The following is an 18395-nucleotide window of genomic DNA, read 5'->3' as shown; positions in this document are numbered from 1 at the left end:
TGGCCACCTCCTGTCTATTTCCCATTAAACTGATTCATCGTGTCTACAAAAGTGTGCCCTTCACTGGCATAAATTGCAGCATCTGCCGCATTCTTAACTGCAATTAAAATTTCCTCATGAACAGCTTTAGGAAATTTACTCAATACATATTGGACAACTGTTTTATTTCCCAACGGACGGCCAATCCCCACCTTGATTCGTGGAAAAACATTCGTTCCAAAGTGAGAAATCAAGCTTTTGATCCCATTATGACCGCCGGCACCGCCTTTTTCCCTCAAACGAATTTTTCCGATCTCAAGATCTAAATCATCGTAAATCACGATCAATTCATGGTCCTCAACACCATAATAAGTCATCAATGGTCCTACTGCCCGTCCTGATTCATTCATAAACGTGAGTGGCTTGACTAGCATAATTTTTTCTGTTCCTATAAAAAACTCAGCAATATCTGCTTCGAATTGATTCTTCTTGAATACAGCATTGTAACGATGAGCAATCTCGTCCACTGTAATAAAACCGATATTATGTTTAGTTTCTTGATATTTGCTCCCAGGATTGCCCAATCCTACGATCATTTTCATTTCGTTCTCCCCTTGCTTGATTTAATCATTGCCGACAGTTCGCTGCTTGTGTCATTCAAAATCAACAATAGCATGCCATTTTTCAACAATCCTATACAACACAAAATACGCGACTAAGACAGATTATACTCTCAGTCACTTCCTTATAAAAAATAAATTTAGCTTTTGTTTTATTAAAAAGAAGCATAATCGCAAATCCTTTTTCAGAAATAGCGTGTTACAGTGCGCTTCTGTCTTAACAGTATAACACAATTCCAGCTGTTTCAACTCGTTTAAAATTTAAAAATTGACTAAGGTATTCTTGAGAATAGCAAAACCTTTTGATTTTCTTAATAAACAAGAATCGTGAAGAATCGCACATGTAAGAGTTTGCATCTAAAACAGCTTGAAAAACTGTACTAGTTTCGAGTTAAATCACGTGACAAAAGTCTTTTATGGTGATACTATTTTTGTATCAAAGAAACCAATGAAAGGAATGGTACACATGACTGCAGCTGCAGATAGAAAAGATCACCAAAAAGTTATTTTAGTAGGAGACGGTGCTGTCGGTTCTAGCTATGCTTTCGCTCTTGTCACTCAAAATATCGCCCAAGAGGTTGGTATTATCGATATCAATACAAAGAAAACGGAAGGAGATGCGATGGATCTTTCCCACGCATTAGCTTTCACTTCTCCTAAAAAAATCTATGCTGCTTCTTACGCTGACTGCCATGATGCAGATCTTGTTGTACTAACAGCAGGGGCTCCTCAAAAACCAGGGGAAACAAGAATCGACCTTGTACACAAGAATTTGAAGATCAATAAAGAAATTGTGACTCAGATCGTTGATTCAGGCTTCAACGGTATTTTCCTTGTTGCTGCGAACCCGGTAGATATTTTAACCTATTCTACATGGAAATTCTCAGGTTTTCCAAAGGAACGCGTTATTGGTTCCGGAACTTCTCTGGATTCTGCTCGTTTCCGTCAAGCAATCGCCGAGTTAGTTAATGTTGACGCTCGAAATGTCCATGCCTATATTCTTGGTGAACACGGAGATACTGAATTCCCAGTGTGGTCTCATGCCAATGTTGCCGGGTTGCAAATCTATGAATGGATCAAAAACAATCCAGACGTGGATGAAGAAGCAATGGTTAATCTGTTCTTCAATGTACGTGATGCTGCATATTCCATTATTGATAAAAAAGGTGCAACTTTCTATGGTATTGCTGTGGCTTTAGCTCGTATCACCAAAGCCATCCTAGATGATGAAAATTCTGTCTTCCCATTGTCTGTTTATTTGGATGGCGAATATGGACAAAATGATATCTATATTGGAGCACCAGCGGTTATCAATCGTCAGGGAATCCAAAAGGTTATCGAAATTCCTCTGACAGATTCCGAAAAAGATCGGATGAACGCTTCTGCTTCTGCACTGAAAGAAGTCATTCAATCTGCTTTTGAAAAATTTGAAGCAGAAGAAAACTAAGCGATGATTAAATACTAAAACAAACGAAACGCCCCGTCACTAACATTGACGGGGCGTTTTCTTGTCTTAGATTCTTCATTTATATCGAATTTCTATGGTAGCTATCATTGATTTTTTTGATTTGCTCCAATTCACACTTCGGTTGTCGCTCATAAGTAAGCAAACCATTTATTTCCTGTTCCACATCTGAAAGCTGCGTATAACAATACCCCCATAAGGCTTCTGAAGCATAGACTGCTTGCATGATCCGTTCATAATCCTTCAGAAAATCCTGCTCATTATTTACAGAGGTGTATCCCCAGCCCGGCTCACCTGAAACGTCGTACCCAATTCCACCGAATTCTGTTAAAATAATCGGTTCTCCTTGATAAGTGAAGCCGGAAGCATAGATGGCCCACGGAGACGAACGACGATGAATCAATGCGTCGACTGTCGCTAGCGATTCTTTGAAGAATGTATACTTCTCGCTCTCTTTTTCCTGACCATGAGCGTAATTATGAATGGCACAAATATCTGTTTCGGTCATCGCCCAACCATCATTTGAAATAACTAGTCTGGTTGTATCCAGCGCATGTAAGTAGTGGTACATCGTCTGAGAAAAATGCTGTTGCTGGCGATCCTGCTGAACATTAGGAACACCCCAGCTCTCATTGATTGGCACCCATGTAACAATACATGGATGACTATAGTCTCTATTGATAATTTCTGTCCATTCATGCATCAGCAGCTCCACTGATTTCGCTGTGTACATAGGTGGTGCTGCACACTCTCCCCAAACAAGGAAGCCTAGTTTATCGGCCCAATACAAAAAGCGAGGGTCTTCGGTCTTCTGATGCTTGCGACACCCATTGAAGCCCATTGCTTTAGCCAATTCGATATCCTTTATGAAATCCTCATCAGCTGGCGCTGTTAGCAGTCCAGTCGACCAGTACCCTTGATCCAATACTAGTTTTTGATAATAAGGTTTATTATTTAAATAGACCATATTCTTTTCTTTATGAATTTTCCGCAAACCAAAATAGCTGTCTATTCGATCAAGCAACTCGCCTTGCTCATCCAATAAGCATAATTTTACATCAAATAAATTAGGGTTTTCCGGTGTCCAAGCCCAACCATCATCGTGGAAATTCGTTCTAAAGATGTGATTCTGAATCAGTTCGACATCAAATTCCAGCTTATTCTTAATAAAATCCAGTCTACCGCTAGCCACAGGAATCCCTTTGAAGGAAATATCATAATCCAGCACTGCCGACCGTTGCTGGTTAGCCTCTACCTCGATTTGGACTTTCCCTTCATCAAACATAGGGGTAAATCGAATACTATCCAAATACGTATCAGAAACTACCTCCAACCATACAGGCTGCCAAATTCCTGTAGAATTAGTGTACCAAATCGAACGAGATTCAGCTTCCCAAAATTGCTTCCCTCTCGGAATCGATTCATCGGCATGCGGATCGAACACGCGAACAGTTACCGTCTGACTCCCTCCAGCCGCTAAAAATGGGGTAACATCAATTTCAAAAGGCGTGTGTCCTCCAACATGTCTGCCTACATGCTGGCCATTGATATAAACATCAGCTTCATAATCAACTGCACCAAAATGCAGCAACACTCGCTGTTTCTTGGTATAATCTACAGTGAATATTCGCTGGTACCAAACGATATCATGGGGCGTTCTTTCATTGATTCCACTCTCTTTCGACTGATAAACAAAAGGGACATTGATCTGGAGTGGAAAGTTCTTTTTACTGTCATACCAAGCCTCATTTACCCCTTGGTCCTCATCATCAAAGGCAAAAGACCATTCGCCATTCAAACTAAACCAGCTTTCCCTTTTAAATTGAGGTCTTGGATAATCACTTCTTTTTTTCATCTATTACGCTCCCAACCATCATTACTTTCTACACCGGGATAAGAAGAGCTCTCTTTCAACTACCGGCAATGCAACACCTGTTCTATTCTTTCGCACCTAATTGTCAGTCAAGATTCCACCGAATCAACCAACCGTTTCTCACAAAAGCTATTTGTACATATTCCCTACAAACGCTTCGTCATTTTTCATAAACACGTTCTTTATAAACCTATCCTAAAAATATTTGTTAGCCAAAACTGACCATTATTCCCTCTCACTATAAGCATTTCAACCTGCCAGTAGTCAGAAAAAAGTCAGAGATACTAACTGCTTTTCCTATTATTCATAGATTGATCCAGTCGTTTTTCTCATCAGATCGATAAATACCTTCGACCATCTTCAAGGAAGTTAATCCATCCGCTGCAGCAAGACAGTCCGTTCGTTCATTCTGCTGCCCGTCGATCTTTTCTAAAAATGTTGAAATCAGACGTAAATGCCCTTTCCCCCAATAGGATTTCCCAACCTCACACGAGGTTGCAGCTCTATCAATGATGGGCTCACCATTGATTATCAGCTCATCCATCGTCAGCTTGATCTGTGCCTTTTCGAAATCAAAATAGAGTTCCGGTGTGGGATCTGAGGAATAGCTGTTAGTTGCATAAATCGATACCGGGACACCTGTTGGTAATAATGCCGTCGCCATAGCAGTGTCCTCTACCTCGATATATCCTTCTAAAAGAGTTGTCATGACTTTCCCCTTAATCTTTTCCGGCATTTCAGTCAGCCATGTAATCAGATCAAAGGTATGGATCGCTTGATTGATCAGTACACCGCCGCCTTCTTTTGCTTTGTTTCCTCGCCAAGAAGAATCTAGATAATACTCTTTTTCTCGATGCCAAGTCACCCAACACTTGATTCCTTTCAACTCGCCAAAGTCCTGTTCCGAAAGTAAACCTTTTAGCGCTAACGAGGAATCATTGAATCGATTTTGATAGCACACGCCATATACTTTCTTACTGCGATCAACAGCCTCCAACACAGCTGTCCCTTCTTCTGAAGTCAAGGCTAACGGCTTTTCACAAAGCACATGCTTCTCTGCTTCTAGCGCAGCGACCGTCATTTCCTTGTGCAGATAATGGGGTGTACAAATAGAAACAACATCGATTTGTTTATTTTTTAGCAGTGTTTGATACTCTCCATAAAAAGCAAGCCCATACTTTTCAGCAAACTGCCGCCCCTTCTCTTCATTCTCATCGCAACAAGCAACTAGCATACAGCCTGCCTGTTGATAAGCTGTTACGTGGGTATGCGCAATATGCCCACATCCGATTAAACCAATTTTTTTCATCGTTCCACCTATTTCTGTATTAATATGTGGCATCAGTATCCAATACCTTCTCCTCGACTTCCCTCAATTGAGAAGTCGCGATGCGTTTTTTCAACTCCTCATAATACAATTCACTATCGATTGGTAAATCAACCCAACATTCCTGCCACGCAGATAGATGAATGGCATTTGAAATACTTAAGCCAGCGATCCCCTCACAGCCAGGTGCCAACAGCTCTTTTCCTGTCCGAATATGGTCGATAAAATTCTGAAGGATTTTTTGGTGCTCATCTCTGTTATCGTACATAACAGGCAAATCGATCTGCCAGATTTCCGGCTCACCAAAGCCACCTGTGTAGGTTGCATTAAAGGTTCGTTCATCAACAGTCGACTGCCAGAAGCTCATTTTCTCATTTTCGATCACAAGTTTGCCTTTTGAACCAACAATCTCAAAACGATTGGTTCCTGGCGTTTCTGATACAGAGGTCATAAAAATACCCGTCGCTCCGTTTTCATATTCAACATATGCCGTTACCTCATCTTCTACTTCAATCGCACGACGCTTGCCAAACGAAGCAAACCCGAACACTCGTTGCGGCATACCGCAAATCCATTGCCAAAGGTCCAGTTGATGCGGGTCTTGATTTAGCAGGACACCTCCACCTTCTCCTCGCCAGCTCGCACGCCAACCGCCGGAATCATAATAGCTTTGTGACCGATACCAAGTCGTAATAATCCAGTTGGTCCGTCGTAATTCACCTAACGCACCATTTTGAACAAGCTCACGTGCTTTTTGATACATCGGATTCGTCCGTTGATTATACATAATGCCGAAGCTCAGCTCTGGATGTTTCCCCGCTTCTTCATTCATTTCCTGTACTTTTTTCGTATACACCCCTGCAGGTTTCTCGATTAGCACATGCTTTCCTGCTTGCAGTGCCTGAATGGCAATCGTTGGGTGGTCATAGTGAGGAGTCGCAACAAATACTGCATCCACTTGGTCATCCAATAACACTTCCTCTATAGAAGAATACAAGAGATATGTTTCTCCATATCTCTTTCGAACAGCTTCCAGCTTTTCAGGATTGTGATCACAAACCGCATAAAGCTGGCAGCCTTGTACCCTACCGGCAGCCAGGTAGCCAATGTGCATAGTGCCGATATTACCGGCGCCAATTACAGCTAGTTTTACTTCGTTCATTTAGCCCCACTCCTGTTCCAATTGATCTACAAGTATTGTTTTTAATGCTTCAGAAGCAACATGAAACAGCTTCACTTGATCGCTTTCCTGTGCTAATCCAGAGACATCCGCTTTTTCCAGCTCGGCAAAACCTGTAAACACAGATAAATGCGGCTCCAATGAAGCAAAGCCTTGATACCCTCGCTTGATAAGCTGCTCTAAAACTAAAGCCACCTGGCCATCCCCTGACCCAGCTGGTTCAACCTCGTGATCAACGGAATTCGCATCTTTGATGTGCATATAGGCGATATGCTCGGCAAGCATATCAAATGCCTTAGGATAAACCTCCACATCACACTGAACAAAGTTTGCCGGATCAAAAGCTGCTTTTACCTTTGGAGAATTTAATGTTTCTAATAAGTGCAAGCAGCGTTCAGGAGTATCTCCATAAATATCCTTTTCATTTTCATGAAGCAAGATGATGTTCTCATAAGTCTTCGCAGCGTCTAAAAAGGCCTGCCAACGTCGGATCACTTCTTCGCTGTATTGTTCCGGCTCTTCACCTTCTTCTATAAAAAAGCTAAACATCCGAATATACGGTGCTTCAAAAATTTCTGCCAGCTTCAATACGTGCCTGAACAAATTTAGGTGCTCGTCAAAGGGTTCCTTAATACCAATTTTTCCAATCGGTGATCCGATACTGGATACTTGAATCCCATTACTATCAAACTTACTCTTATATTCTCTGGCTTCCTCTTCTGTCAGTTCACTGACATTTTTTCCATCCAATCCTCTGATTTCAATATGGTGGATGCCTGTTTCTTTCAATACACGTATTTGTTCTTCTACATTTTCACTGATTTCATCCGCAAAAGCTGAAATCGTAAAGTTTTTCACCATGTATTCTTCTCCTCTCACTTGTTAGCCCTTGACACCGCCAGCCGTTGAGCCGCCAATAAAATGTTTTTGTGCTGAAAAATAGACAAGCAATGACGGGATTAACCCGATAATCGACATCGCAATCGTTCGATTCCAGTTAAAATCAGCAGATGTCGTATCCATAGCCATACGCAACGCAATCGATACCGGATACTTTTCCACCGAAGAAATATAGATCAATGGTCCTTGAAAATCAGTAAACGTCCAAATAAATTGGAAGAGCGCTGCTGTAATCAAGGATGGTTTAAGAATAGGAACCAACACCTTAATCAGCGTCATAAACGAGCTACACCCATCGATTCGTGCTGCTTCGTCCAGCTCACGTGGAATTGAACGGAAAAACTGAACCAGCATATAAACAAAGAATGTGTCGCAAGCGAACGCCGAATTGGCAATCAACGGGATGTAGGTATCCAACAGTCCCATGTTACGCCAAAAAATATACAATGGAATCCGTGTCACAATTCCCGGTAGAAACAACGTACCAATCATGATCGGAAAAAGAATTCGTTTCCAGGGAAAATCAAATCTGGAAAATCCATAGGCTGCTAACGTACACGAGACAAGAGTCAAAAGCACCTTAGGAATCACAATCAGAAATGAATTGAGAAAGTACGTTGTAAATGTATATTGACTAGAGGTCTTCCAACCTTCTATATAGGCACTGAAATCAAAGGATTCCGGCCAAAACCAAATAGAACGAAAAATTTCAGTATTACTCTTAAATGATGCCCCAAACAACCAGAGAATCGGATAAAGCATAATTAACGCTCCGATCGTCAGAACGGCATATTTTAGAAAAACAATCAGTTTCTTTTTCACTTCATGTTGGCTGTTTTTCTGAACTGTTTTATCCATGAGCTATTTCCCTCCATCCGCATAGAATACCCAGCGTTTTGAACTTTTGAACAGAACTGCCGTAAAGATCATGATCAATACAAACAGAATCCAAGACAACGCACTGGAATAGCCCATATTAAACGTCTTGAATGCACTGTCGTAGATGTACATGGGCAGTAAATAAGTCGACCTCATCGGTCCTCCGTTCGTAATCAAAAATGGTCCATCAAACTCTTGAAATGCCTGAACTAACTGTAAAATCAAATTGAAAAAGATGATGGGTGTCAGTTGAGGTAGCGTCACAGAAAAGAACTGTCGGAATTTGGAAGCCCCATCGATTGCTGCAGCTTCATACAACTCCTCCGGAATCTCTGCCAGAGCATTTAGAAAAATCACCATCGCGGACCCAAACTGCCAAACTCTAAGAATGACGATCGTTGCCATAGCTCCACCTGTGCTGGAAAACCAGCCAACTCCCTCAAGCCCCAGACTGTTAAGGAACATATTGATCAAGCCGTCTCCTTTGAACAAGAACTGCCAAAGTACAGCAATCGCCACGTTGGCACCCAATACCGATGGGACATAGTAAGCTGTTCTGAAAAAACCAATTCCTTTTAATTTCGCATTCATGATATACGCAATGAATAACGCAAAAATCATTTTTAGAGGAACAGTTAAAAATACAAATTTGATTGTAGCCTTCAACGACGACCAGAATATCGGATCATCAAAAAACATTTTTTTATAGTTTGCGATGCCAACAAATTGTGCCTCGTTCAGCATAGAATAATCTGTAAAGCTATAGTACAACGACATCGCAAAAGGATAGATTACAAAAAAACACAAACCTATTACCCACGGAGCCAAATAAAGCAGGCCGATATATTTATTTTTATTCATCTTTCGTCCTCCTTGCCAGCCGGAAAAAGGATAGCGCAAGGATAATTGAAACCTGCACTTAGTCGCTATGCTTCTTTCTGTCACAGCCCTACCTTTTCCCATCTTTTTCCTCATTCAGCCGAAGCTGCATTCGGACATCTAGCTGACGATCTCTCTATTCTGTAAATGTTGCTTCTTCCTCTTTAAATGCCTTATAAAATTGAGCTGCAGCTTCTTCAACTGAAATTTTCTCGTAATCTAATTGCGTGATAACATCCGCAGCCATGTCATTCAACCGAGCACGGTCCCACTTGAACATCGTATTTAGACTGGTATCAACCTTTTCTTCTCCTAATGCAATCGTTTCTGTAACCATTGGTGTAATCAAATCTTCTGCTTCCAATGTAGCTTTGCCTGATTGACTGTCCGGCACACCATTTTCCAACTTTTGAATTTTATTGGCTTCTTCACTATTCATCAGATAATCGATCAGCTTTGCAGCCGCCTCTTTCTTCTTGCTGCTTTCTGGAATAGCATAAACCATTGACGGTTTTGTCCAGACTCCGGTAGATTTTTCACCTTCCATCGATGGAAATCCAGCCATAGCCATCTCGTATCCTGACTCAGCAAGCTGATTATTGATTGTATTGATATTCGCTGTGAACTCAAAGAAGGTTACCCATTTTCCTTCAACAAGAGGGGGCGCCGGTGCACCATCGACCATACCGGAGTTATCGATCAGCTTCTTGGAAGTGATGACCTTTTGTTCAACCAAGTCCGCATAAAATTGTAGCGCATTTTTGAACTCCTTCTCTGTGTATAATAATTTATTGTTTTCATCTGCTAAAGGTTTTCCAGTTTGTTGCGCAAGTATTGAGAAGAAAACAAGAGGGGTCACATACTTCGTACTGAATCCGCTCCAAACCGGATATACATCCTCCGGCAGCTTCTCTCTCATTGCAATCAAGTCTTCCCAGCTTTCAGGTGGTTCAATACCATATTCGTCTAAAACTGTTTTGTTGTAATACAAAGTACGGTAATTCGTAGATAATGGCAGTCCTAATAGTTTTCCATTAATTGACACGGGTTCCAAGGATTCCTTATTAAAATTATCTAAGCCAATGTCATCTCCTAGTTCGTTGATATCTGTTAGCTGGTTTTGGTATTGATCTAACCACATTGAATCCAAGCGTATGACATCCGGTGCTGTTCCACCAGAAAGCTGAGTAGTGATTTTTTCTTGATAACCCGCATAACCACCAAATTCCGCTTTGACCTTAATTTTGGGATTCTCTTCCTCAAATTTTTTGATTGCTTCTTGAACAGCTTCATTTCTACTATCTCCGCCCCACCAGCTGATACGAATTTCTTCTGTTCCTCCAGAGGCTGCCTCTTTTTTCCCACACGCAGCTAATAAAGCCACACTCAGTGAGATAACACCTAAAACCGTAAACATTTTTTTGAACTTCATTTCCGATCTCGCTCCTTTTCAGTTAACAAAAAAGTTAAATTGTTTTTTAACACTATTTACTAACGAGATAATATCATCTCAAAAACAGCGAGTCAACAGCTTTTTAACCGTTTTCAAAATTATTGACTAAAGTGTCAACTATGTATATAATATAAAAAATGAAACGCAAAAAAATGAAACTATTAAGTTAACAAAAGGAGGAATTTGATGGAATTGTCATTGAACGAAGATTCGTTGCAGGTGTATAAAGCACTTGCTTCCGATACACGCCTACATATTTTAAATCTAATTTCTGAAAAAGCTTTGACAGTCAGTGAGCTGGCTCGGTTAACCGGATTTAGTAAAGCCATTATCTCTCGCCACATGAAAATCCTTGAAGATGCCCAGCTTGTACATTTAGGTAGTAAGGAAAATTATTCTGCTGACAACAGGAAGAAAACCTATGTCCTAAGCGTAGATAGAATAGAGATCGAATTTCCAAATAAAATTTATTTGCCCTACAAGAAAAAAGTCAATGAAATCAAGCTTGGCTATTATTCTGACTTCTCGGTTCAGCCAACCTGCGGACTCGCTGACAGCAAAAAAATTATTGGCTCCTTGGATGATCCGCGCAGCTTTGTATCAAATGAACGTGTAAATGCTTCTTTGCTTTGGTTTGCTGACGGCTTTGTCGAATATGTTATTCCAAATGATCTAGATGCGCATCAGTGTCCTGAGCTACTGGAGATTTCTTTAGAAATTTCCTCGGAATTCCCTGAATCAAATAACAACTGGCCTAGTGATATCTCATTTTTTATCAACGACATTCACGCCGGAACCTGGACTCTACCGGGTAACTATTCTGATGTGCGAGGAAAATATACACCGAGCTGGTGGGAAAGTCACCTTAGTCAATACGGCTTGTTGAAGCACTTGAGAATTACTAATGAGGACACAGGGATGGATGGAAAAAAGATCTCCGATGTCACCCTAAATGACTTAAAGCTAAATGATTCTCCCTTTATCAAACTACGAATCGGGATAGAACCATCTGCGGTCAATAAGGGCGGCTTGACCATCTTCGGTGACTCCTTTGGAAACCATCCACAAAATATTCTCTCGACACTTTATTATTCTGAAAAGAACAACCATTTAAGTTGATCTATATCAAAACAAGGCGTATCAAAATCAGAGAATACTTAAGCGACAAAATTTTTTAAATGAAAAACGTTCAAGTTCCCCTCGACGATTATCGTATCGTCTTAGGTATTTGAACGTTTTTTATATTTATTTTTTACGAAGGTTGTCTATTCTTTCATGTTGATAGGAATATACATTTCAGTCAGATAGTCCTTCGGCAACTGCTCTTCATCATTTAGATAATGGTAGTAAATCCCACCTGCCATTGAATATCCCTGCTCATTGATCCATGCCATCAATGCTTCCAGCGTCGGGTCTTGCTCTTCGTAAGGTCCTTGGTCAATCGTCAGCGCAATCTTGCAAGCAGGAATAGTTTTATATTGTACCTCCGACTCTTTCAAAACTATGGGAAAAGCTATCTCCATACCTATTTCCACATCTAATGCTGCCAAATCTACATTGTGAAAGCAGACGATTGGTCCACTTGCTGGAAGTAGCTTACTAGCAGTCAGAACCTTGTCGATCTTCTGCAATACCTCGCCCATCATTTCCGAATACTCTGCAAAAAAGTCAATGGTTCTTCGAATAGTTACTAGCTGCTTTTCAGGCATTTCTTTTACAGTAAGCCTTGAGATTCTAGTCATATATATCCCTCCAATAATAGTTATGAACAACCTAACTGTAACATGAAATATTTAGTGGAATCTTGACGGCCTCTGCTCAATTTTACAGACACACTAATTTCATCATAATTTAAAACCCTTCAACAGTTCCAAAAAAAGCCTATCGAAAACAATCGCTCTCAATAGACTCTTCTCTCCTATATTGCTTTGCCAATTCTTAGCCTTGGTATAGAATTCCTTTTTTTAGTAAGGCCTCTTTAATCTGCTCCAACACCTCTTCATTCTCACAACGAATCGTGTGAAGATGGATACCACCCGTTAATTCAGACAACAACGAAGCGTTACTCTTTTTATACGATGCGATAAATCGTTTGATATCTTCTTTCGTCCGAACTCTGAGATTCCCTGTCAATTCCCCATAAATTGGATGTTCCACGACCACATCAAGCACCTCGCCTCCGTAGGAAACAATGCAGGAAAGCTCATCCTCTGTTTGACTTGGTTGGTGCTGACAAGCGATTTTTCGAATAACCCCAGCTTCTTCCATACGCTCCAATATATACCCTCTAGCAGTCGCCACGATCTCATGACCTGCCGCTCGCAGTAAAGCAACATCTCCGACAATAATTTGACGACTGACTACGAACTTCGCGGCCAGTTTTCCAGCACTGACAGGCGTTTCAGCAACTTCCAATACATTCAAAATTTCTGAACGTCTTTGCGTTCCATCCATATCCCTTCACCTCATTATATTTTATCGATTTGTTCCTTTTGAAAGGCTCTTGAAGCAGCCATGATTCCCATGTAGGTCTCTTGGATAACGGTCTTATAGTCCGCTTTCTTTGTATAAGATTCGATTTTTTCAAGAACCTTCTGCTCTCTGGAAGTATCAAGAATCTCTATTCCTTGCGCCTTTTTAATTGCTGCGATTTCCATCACCGCATCCATACGTTGTTCTAAAAGAGAGGTGATTTCTCGGTCAAGTGCATCGATCTTTTCTCTCGGTCCAGCTAACACATCCGTTTGCTCTACTGTTTCATTAATATTTTTAATGATCTTAGCCGGATTTCCTCCGACCACACAATCATCCGGCACTGATTTCGTTACTACTGCACCCGCAGCAACAACCACATTGTTCCCTAAAGTCACGCCGGGAACGATTACTGCCCCACCGCCAATCCAGACATTGTCCCCAATCGTTATTGGTTTCCCAAATTCCAGCCCGCTATTTCTTTTGCCTGGATTCAATGGATGAGAAGCTGTGTACAATTGAACATTCGGGCCAAACATACAGTTATCACCAATTCTGATGGGACAGATATCAAGAAAAATATTATCAAAGTTTGCATAGAAATTTTTCCCAACATGAATGTTGAAGCCATAGTCAAATTTCAAATTTGGTTCAATAAACACGCCTGTTCCGGTTGTGCCAAAAGTCTCTTCAATCAGCTGTTTTCGAATGTTCTTATCCATTTCATTATTGATTAGCTTCATCTGTTCGCGAGCATGCTGACGTGCTGCAGAAAGCTCTGGATCAGCAGCGAAATAAAGTTCTCCATTAATCATTTTTTGTTTTTCAGATTTAAAAGTTTCCATTTGATTACTCCTTGTTCTTATAGGTCGCGCCGTCTCCTAGACACCAAAAATCCTGCTACTACGGAATGCGAACCTATTTTTTTGATATTATTGCTATTACTACGCATTCTTTACTTGCTGAAATAGCTTAACTGCATCTGTCTCGATAAAAAATGCTTCTTTTTGGATGGTCACAGGTGTCTGGTTGATCACCAGTATCTTAGCCGTTGGTTGTGCGTAAAAAATTAAATCACAAAACGGATGGACTTGAAAGCTGGTACCGACAATCACTATTAGTTCTGCATTGGCAACTGCTTGTACTGCTTTTGAGATTGTTTCATCCTCGAAGCCTTCTTCATATAAGACAATATCCGGTCGCACTTGGCCGCCACATTGCTCATGCCGATCCTCTTTTACATACGACTCAGCAGATACTTGTTGGCCACATTTCTGACAATAACAATGGTACAAGCTACCATGAAAATCAATTCTTTTCTGGCTCCCGGCTTTTTCATGAAGACCATCTATATTTTGAGAAACAACCCAACTATCTTTATGATTTTCAAAATCAGCCATAACCTGATGGATTACATTCGGCTTGGCCTCTGGATGATAGAGTTTTTTCACAAATCCGTAAAATTTCTCCGGTTCTTGAAGCATACACGTCCGGCTAAGTAAATACTCTGGTGCTTCCAGCCCTTGATAAACGCCTGTTAATGAGCGATAATCTGGAATGCCAGATGCAGTAGATACACCCGCACCCGTCAAAAAAGTAATCGATTGTGCTTCATTTATCCATTCAATACCTGTTTCTATAGTAAGTGTATTCATAAGTTTTCAACTCCTATCTTCTATTATAGACGATATTAAGAACAATGTACCATCAATTACCAGAGATAAAGTAAAAATCCTAAAAATTGGCGATGGTCCTTTTTCAAATCAACTCGTTTCATTGTGTTTCTAGTATATAATTAAAGAAAAAGAGTAGCATCCGCTGCTACCGAAATAGGAGATCCGCATGAAAGCAGAGAAAACATACGAAATGATCATAAATGATGTCGTATTTGTATTTGAAGAATGCATAGATGAATTTGGTTTTACAGTCAGCCAGGCAACAGCCAAAACAATTGAGGAGAACCATTTTATTTTTCGCAAGTCCCCCTTTATAAAAGTTGCCTATTTAGTTCAACTGGGACTGGAAAGTATAACTCGAGGAGAAATTGTTGATTATGTCTGTGAACGTTTAGCAAATGTAGACAAGATAATACCGACACTCGAACACGAAGACATTCACTTTCTAAAAAGGGATAGCCAATTATATCAAGAATTGGCAGAAACAACAGTATATGACATCATCGAAACAACCGTTTCTGGAAAAATACATGCTGAATATCACTTAGGAGAAGGGATTTACGCAGAATAAATCTAGCTTGATGGATAAATGCCAACCGAAAAGCCACAGTGAAATTAGTAGATTTCACTGCGGCTTTTTCCTCTCCCTATTTAAACTGTTGCAGGCTGTAATTGTCTTTACTCTTCTACGTTGTAAGCATACTCACCAGATTCAATGGGCTGAATGCCTAGTTTGTCAAACAGCAGTGCTTTGTATGCAACATAGGCATTATATTCCAGACGTTCCAACATATCGTTCGCCTTATGGAGTGTTTCTTCAAGTACCAAAACTCCGTGCTTGTTCAGCAGCATCGCCTTTGATAGTACATCCTCTCCCAAGCTGTTGACATGCTCTGTCACGATTTCAGCGAGCTCGGAGGAACAGGCCGGAGCAAATCGCAGACACGGAATCTTTCCGAATTTTTGGGTTGCTTCTGTCAGGTTCGGCATGTCCATTCCCTGAGAAGCAAAAACCATCGATTCTCTCGCATGCCCATGCAGAACACAGCCGATCTTGCGGTTTTCTCGATAACAAGCCATGTGCATATTGATTTCTCTAGTCAGTCTACCGTATCCTTCAACAATCGTTTCATTCATATCAACGACTAAAATTTGATACGGCGAAAGGTCACATAGGTGATTCTGTGACATCAATGTCGGAGTCATGATGATATGTTCCTCATTCAAACGCACACTGATATTTCCTCCAGCAGCATTCGTTCCATACCGCTGATAAATATTTTTCGTAATCTTACATAACTCTTCTCGTTCTGATTGATATAGCATATTCTTCCTCCTGTTTCTTTGTTCAGCTCTATTTAGTGTTCAATAATCTGTACTTCTGCCATCAAACTTTTTGCTTCCTTTGGATCAAAATAAGAACTGTCCTCATATTGGACCTTGCTAGCGGCACAGGCACTTCCCATTCGAAGAGCTTGTCGGATATCCCTGCTCTGGTAAAATTCTGCCAGAAACGCACCTACAAAACAGTCACCTGCTCCGGTATCATTGACCTCATTTACTATAGGTGCAATAACCTGATACTGTTTTCCTTCGTAATAACAAATACTCCCCTGCTCTCCTTTTGACGCAACAATACAGGTGATTTCTTGCGCCAAAAGTGCTAAAGCTTCCTTCTCTGAACCTACTTTTCCGTTCAGTAGCTCAGCCATTTCAAACTCGTTAGGCTTGATAAAATCCACACCCAGCTGAACTACTTGAAGCAATGCATCGCCAGACAGATCACAAGCAATAAATGCTTGTTTTTCTTTGACCATCTGTATCATTTCTTTTAAGTCACTCAGCAAAAAATTTTCCGGCATCGAGCCTGCAATCAACACCAGATCCTCTGATGTCAGTCTATCTTCCAGAAACTGGAGCAGCTGCTTCTTTTCTGCATTTTGAACGAAAAAACTTGGTTCCGTCAGCATAGTTGTTCCTTGATTTCCAGGTTCAATCGCAACGATCGACTCTCGGGTTTGTCCATCAGGTATTTGAATAAAAGAGTGCGTAATTTCCTTTTGACTCAATATCCGTTCAAACGTCTCAAAGTTTCTCTCTCCCGCAAACCCTAGCGCCAGATTTGGGACACCTAATCTTGTCATGGCAAAGGAACCATGCGTTCCTTTACCTCCAATATCATAGGTCACCTTTGACGCACGATTCGTCTTTCTTTTCGTCAATGTCTTCTCAAGAAACAACAAGCGATCAATTGCCGGATTCAATGTGATTGTATAGATCATCCTACCTATCCTTTCCTTAGGCTTCTGCCGCCTCCAATGGTTCCTCTTGTTCTAGCTGCTGCGCGGCTTTCGCTTCACGCATCAAGTCTCGATAATAGAAAATAAAGCTGACGACCCAAACAATCAAAATGATTAAAGGAATAAAGTTTCCTTCTAAAAACTTAAAAACATGTGAAAACGCGTAGGTAAACACGGGTCCATCGATCGAGCTGTTAGAAATCATTTTCCCTGCTTCCAATTGAACAGCCCCTGTAGTATTCGCTAAGTTTGTCATGAAGGGAGCAAAAGCTGTGCCTACCCATAAAAAGATCGGCGAGCCAATCGTACAAAGGATAATCATCCTCAGTAAGTTTCCACCGGTAACTAAAAATGCCGGAACCGCTAAAGCGATATTAATGATTCCTGCAAATGGCAAAATTTCATTTCCAGGAAGGAACATTGAAAAGATTAACGTAACCGGTACAGAATAGATAACCGCCAACCAGATTTCGTTTGATCCACCCATAAACGGCCAGTCCAACCCAACTAATAATGTTCGTCCTTCAAACCTCTTATTCATGAAATCACTCACCGCTTCAGAAATAGGAGATAAGGCTTGCATAAAGTATTTTGTGATCACAGGAAATAGTGTCAAAGCTGTCGCTGCTTGTATTGCCAAAGTCAATGTTTCAGCAATACTATATCGAGCAAGCACCCCAAATACACAGCCTAAAATAAAGCCTAATACATGATTTTCTGCAAAAATACCGACCTTGTCCTTTAATGATTCCGCATCAAAATCCTTATCTAGTGCAGGGATCTTGCGAAGTAGCTTGTCGATAGGATAAAAGATTGCAGCTAAAAAAACCATTTTATGGGTACATGTCACACCAGGAATACCAGATAGCGTTTCGATGCGGTGCTGGTGTGCATCTGCGCTTTTCAATTCGAACACGATTTGTACTGCCGCAACTGCAAAAGCCAACGGCACACTACCAGTGATTCCAACAACCGCCACTGCTGTAAATATTTTTCCCCAGACATTCCATAAATCTGCATTAAATGTATTCGTCTTGTTAATGACCAACATAAGTACATTGATCCCGATCATCAGAGGAAACATCAAAAAAGCATACGGCCATGACCAGGAAATCGTAGACATCGTTGTCCAACCACCATCAACAATCGGCAATGAAATACCAACTGTCTCAAGCATTGCTTCTGCGGCCGGACTAATAGCCCCAGTCATAAAGCTGATCAACATCGTCATCCCAGTAAAAGCAACACCTAACGTAATACCGGAGCTTATCGCATCCTTCACCTTCATTCCAACAATCAGACCAGCAATGATGATAATGATTGGAACAAAGATTGCAGCACCAAGACTCAATAAGTAGTTCACTACATTACTTAAAATCTCCATCTTTTTAC

Annotated in this window: 18 protein-coding genes; 3 read left to right on the top strand and 15 right to left on the bottom strand. The window is 40.8% G+C overall.

Annotated elements, in window-relative coordinates:
- Positions 1–14: 14 nt before the first annotated feature.
- A complete protein-coding gene (gene pth / locus A5888_RS18125; RefSeq protein WP_086351034.1) occupies positions 15–581 on the bottom strand; it encodes an aminoacyl-tRNA hydrolase in 567 nt (188 codons plus the stop codon).
- Positions 582–1065: 484 nt separating this feature from the next.
- On the opposite strand from pth, the gene A5888_RS18120 reads away from it, so the two are divergent.
- A complete protein-coding gene (locus tag A5888_RS18120) occupies positions 1066–2046 on the top strand; it encodes an L-lactate dehydrogenase (protein ID WP_086351033.1) in 981 nt (326 codons plus the stop codon).
- 79 nt (positions 2047–2125) lie between these two features.
- On the opposite strand, the gene A5888_RS18115 is transcribed toward A5888_RS18120, so the two are convergent.
- The 7 genes from A5888_RS18115 to A5888_RS18085 form a co-directional block, all read right to left on the bottom strand.
- Positions 2126–3919, bottom strand: coding sequence for a glycoside hydrolase family 2 protein (locus tag A5888_RS18115; protein WP_086351032.1), 1794 nt, complete (start codon positions 3917–3919; stop codon positions 2126–2128).
- Positions 3920–4241: 322 nt separating this feature from the next.
- Entirely contained in the window at positions 4242–5246 is a 1005-nt protein-coding gene (locus tag A5888_RS18110) for a Gfo/Idh/MocA family protein (RefSeq protein ID WP_086351051.1), read from the bottom strand.
- Between the two features lie 19 nt (positions 5247–5265).
- Positions 5266–6426, bottom strand: coding sequence for a Gfo/Idh/MocA family protein (locus tag A5888_RS18105; protein ID WP_086351031.1), 1161 nt, complete (start codon positions 6424–6426; stop codon positions 5266–5268).
- Entirely contained in the window at positions 6427–7305 is an 879-nt protein-coding gene (locus A5888_RS18100; protein WP_249274563.1) for a sugar phosphate isomerase/epimerase family protein, read from the bottom strand.
- Between the two features lie 21 nt (positions 7306–7326).
- Complete coding sequence (locus A5888_RS18095; RefSeq protein WP_086351030.1) at positions 7327–8202, bottom strand: carbohydrate ABC transporter permease; 876 nt, start codon at positions 8200–8202, stop codon at positions 7327–7329.
- A gap of 3 nt (positions 8203–8205) precedes the next feature.
- The gene (locus A5888_RS18090) at positions 8206–9084 is read right to left on the bottom strand and encodes a carbohydrate ABC transporter permease (protein ID WP_086351029.1); all 879 of its coding nucleotides are present in this window, start codon (positions 9082–9084) and stop codon (positions 8206–8208) included.
- Positions 9085–9238: 154 nt separating this feature from the next.
- A complete protein-coding gene (locus tag A5888_RS18085) occupies positions 9239–10534 on the bottom strand; it encodes an ABC transporter substrate-binding protein (RefSeq protein WP_086351028.1) in 1296 nt (431 codons plus the stop codon).
- Positions 10535–10741: 207 nt separating this feature from the next.
- On the opposite strand from A5888_RS18085, the gene A5888_RS18080 reads away from it, so the two are divergent.
- Positions 10742–11674, top strand: a complete 933-nt coding sequence (locus tag A5888_RS18080) for an ArsR/SmtB family transcription factor (protein ID WP_086351027.1) — start codon at positions 10742–10744, stop codon at positions 11672–11674.
- Positions 11675–11820: 146 nt separating this feature from the next.
- Here A5888_RS18080 and A5888_RS18075 read toward each other — a convergent pair whose 3' ends face one another.
- The 4 genes from A5888_RS18075 to A5888_RS18060 all read right to left on the bottom strand — a co-directional run bounded on the left by A5888_RS18075 (position 11821) and on the right by A5888_RS18060 (position 14682).
- Positions 11821–12297, bottom strand: coding sequence for a GyrI-like domain-containing protein (locus A5888_RS18075; RefSeq protein WP_086351026.1), 477 nt, complete (start codon positions 12295–12297; stop codon positions 11821–11823).
- 196 nt (positions 12298–12493) lie between these two features.
- Positions 12494–13009, bottom strand: coding sequence for a transcription repressor NadR (locus tag A5888_RS18070; RefSeq protein WP_086351025.1), 516 nt, complete (start codon positions 13007–13009; stop codon positions 12494–12496).
- Between the two features lie 14 nt (positions 13010–13023).
- Entirely contained in the window at positions 13024–13872 is an 849-nt protein-coding gene (locus A5888_RS18065; protein ID WP_086351024.1) for a chorismate mutase, read from the bottom strand.
- 99 nt (positions 13873–13971) lie between these two features.
- Positions 13972–14682 (bottom strand): NAD-dependent protein deacylase, encoded by a 711-nt coding sequence (locus A5888_RS18060; protein WP_086351023.1) that lies wholly within the window; start codon positions 14680–14682, stop codon positions 13972–13974.
- Between the two features lie 187 nt (positions 14683–14869).
- Here A5888_RS18060 and A5888_RS18055 point away from each other — a divergent pair, with 187 nt between their 5' ends.
- Positions 14870–15274, top strand: coding sequence for a hypothetical protein (locus A5888_RS18055; protein WP_086351022.1), 405 nt, complete (start codon positions 14870–14872; stop codon positions 15272–15274).
- Between the two features lie 107 nt (positions 15275–15381).
- Here the strand turns inward: A5888_RS18055 and A5888_RS18050 are convergent, their stop codons facing one another.
- Genes A5888_RS18050 through A5888_RS18040 form a run of 3 tightly spaced genes read right to left on the bottom strand, consistent with a single transcriptional unit; the run spans position 15382 to position 18387 of the window.
- Entirely contained in the window at positions 15382–16029 is a 648-nt protein-coding gene (locus tag A5888_RS18050; RefSeq protein WP_086351021.1) for a class II aldolase/adducin family protein, read from the bottom strand.
- 32 nt (positions 16030–16061) lie between these two features.
- Positions 16062–16985, bottom strand: a complete 924-nt coding sequence (locus A5888_RS18045) for a 1-phosphofructokinase family hexose kinase (protein ID WP_086351020.1) — start codon at positions 16983–16985, stop codon at positions 16062–16064.
- A 16-nt stretch (positions 16986–17001) separates the two neighbouring features.
- Complete coding sequence (locus A5888_RS18040; protein WP_086351019.1) at positions 17002–18387, bottom strand: PTS galactitol transporter subunit IIC; 1386 nt, start codon at positions 18385–18387, stop codon at positions 17002–17004.
- Positions 18388–18395 lie beyond the last annotated feature (8 nt).

It is taken from the genome of Enterococcus sp. 9E7_DIV0242, assembly GCF_002140975.2.
In the GTDB taxonomy this organism is placed as follows: domain Bacteria; phylum Bacillota; class Bacilli; order Lactobacillales; family Enterococcaceae; genus Enterococcus_L; species Enterococcus_L clewellii.
The sequence above is the reverse complement of the archived record's forward strand: the minus strand, read 5'-3'. Positions and strand labels throughout refer to the sequence as shown.

Bases quoted from the DNA above. Each gene is read 5' to 3' on its own strand.
- pth (WP_086351034.1), bottom strand. From the start codon at position 581: ATGAAAATGATCGTAGGATTGGGCAATCCTGGGAGCAAATATCAAGAA.
- A5888_RS18120 (WP_086351033.1), top strand. From the start codon at position 1,066: ATGACTGCAGCTGCAGATAGAAAAGATCACCAAAAAGTTATTTTAGTA.
- A5888_RS18115 (WP_086351032.1), bottom strand. From the start codon at position 3,919: ATGAAAAAAAGAAGTGATTATCCAAGACCTCAATTTAAAAGGGAAAGC.
- A5888_RS18110 (WP_086351051.1), bottom strand. From the start codon at position 5,246: ATGAAAAAAATTGGTTTAATCGGATGTGGGCATATTGCGCATACCCAC.
- A5888_RS18105 (WP_086351031.1), bottom strand. From the start codon at position 6,426: ATGAACGAAGTAAAACTAGCTGTAATTGGCGCCGGTAATATCGGCACT.
- A5888_RS18100 (WP_249274563.1), bottom strand. From the start codon at position 7,305: ATGGTGAAAAACTTTACGATTTCAGCTTTTGCGGATGAAATCAGTGAA.
- A5888_RS18095 (WP_086351030.1), bottom strand. From the start codon at position 8,202: ATGGATAAAACAGTTCAGAAAAACAGCCAACATGAAGTGAAAAAGAAA.
- A5888_RS18090 (WP_086351029.1), bottom strand. From the start codon at position 9,084: ATGAATAAAAATAAATATATCGGCCTGCTTTATTTGGCTCCGTGGGTA.
- A5888_RS18085 (WP_086351028.1), bottom strand. From the start codon at position 10,534: ATGAAGTTCAAAAAAATGTTTACGGTTTTAGGTGTTATCTCACTGAGT.
- A5888_RS18080 (WP_086351027.1), top strand. From the start codon at position 10,742: ATGGAATTGTCATTGAACGAAGATTCGTTGCAGGTGTATAAAGCACTT.
- A5888_RS18075 (WP_086351026.1), bottom strand. From the start codon at position 12,297: ATGACTAGAATCTCAAGGCTTACTGTAAAAGAAATGCCTGAAAAGCAG.
- A5888_RS18070 (WP_086351025.1), bottom strand. From the start codon at position 13,009: ATGGATGGAACGCAAAGACGTTCAGAAATTTTGAATGTATTGGAAGTT.
- A5888_RS18065 (WP_086351024.1), bottom strand. From the start codon at position 13,872: ATGGAAACTTTTAAATCTGAAAAACAAAAAATGATTAATGGAGAACTT.
- A5888_RS18060 (WP_086351023.1), bottom strand. From the start codon at position 14,682: ATGAATACACTTACTATAGAAACAGGTATTGAATGGATAAATGAAGCA.
- A5888_RS18055 (WP_086351022.1), top strand. From the start codon at position 14,870: ATGAAAGCAGAGAAAACATACGAAATGATCATAAATGATGTCGTATTT.
- A5888_RS18050 (WP_086351021.1), bottom strand. From the start codon at position 16,029: ATGCTATATCAATCAGAACGAGAAGAGTTATGTAAGATTACGAAAAAT.
- A5888_RS18045 (WP_086351020.1), bottom strand. From the start codon at position 16,985: ATGATCTATACAATCACATTGAATCCGGCAATTGATCGCTTGTTGTTT.
- A5888_RS18040 (WP_086351019.1), bottom strand. From the start codon at position 18,387: ATGGAGATTTTAAGTAATGTAGTGAACTACTTATTGAGTCTTGGTGCT.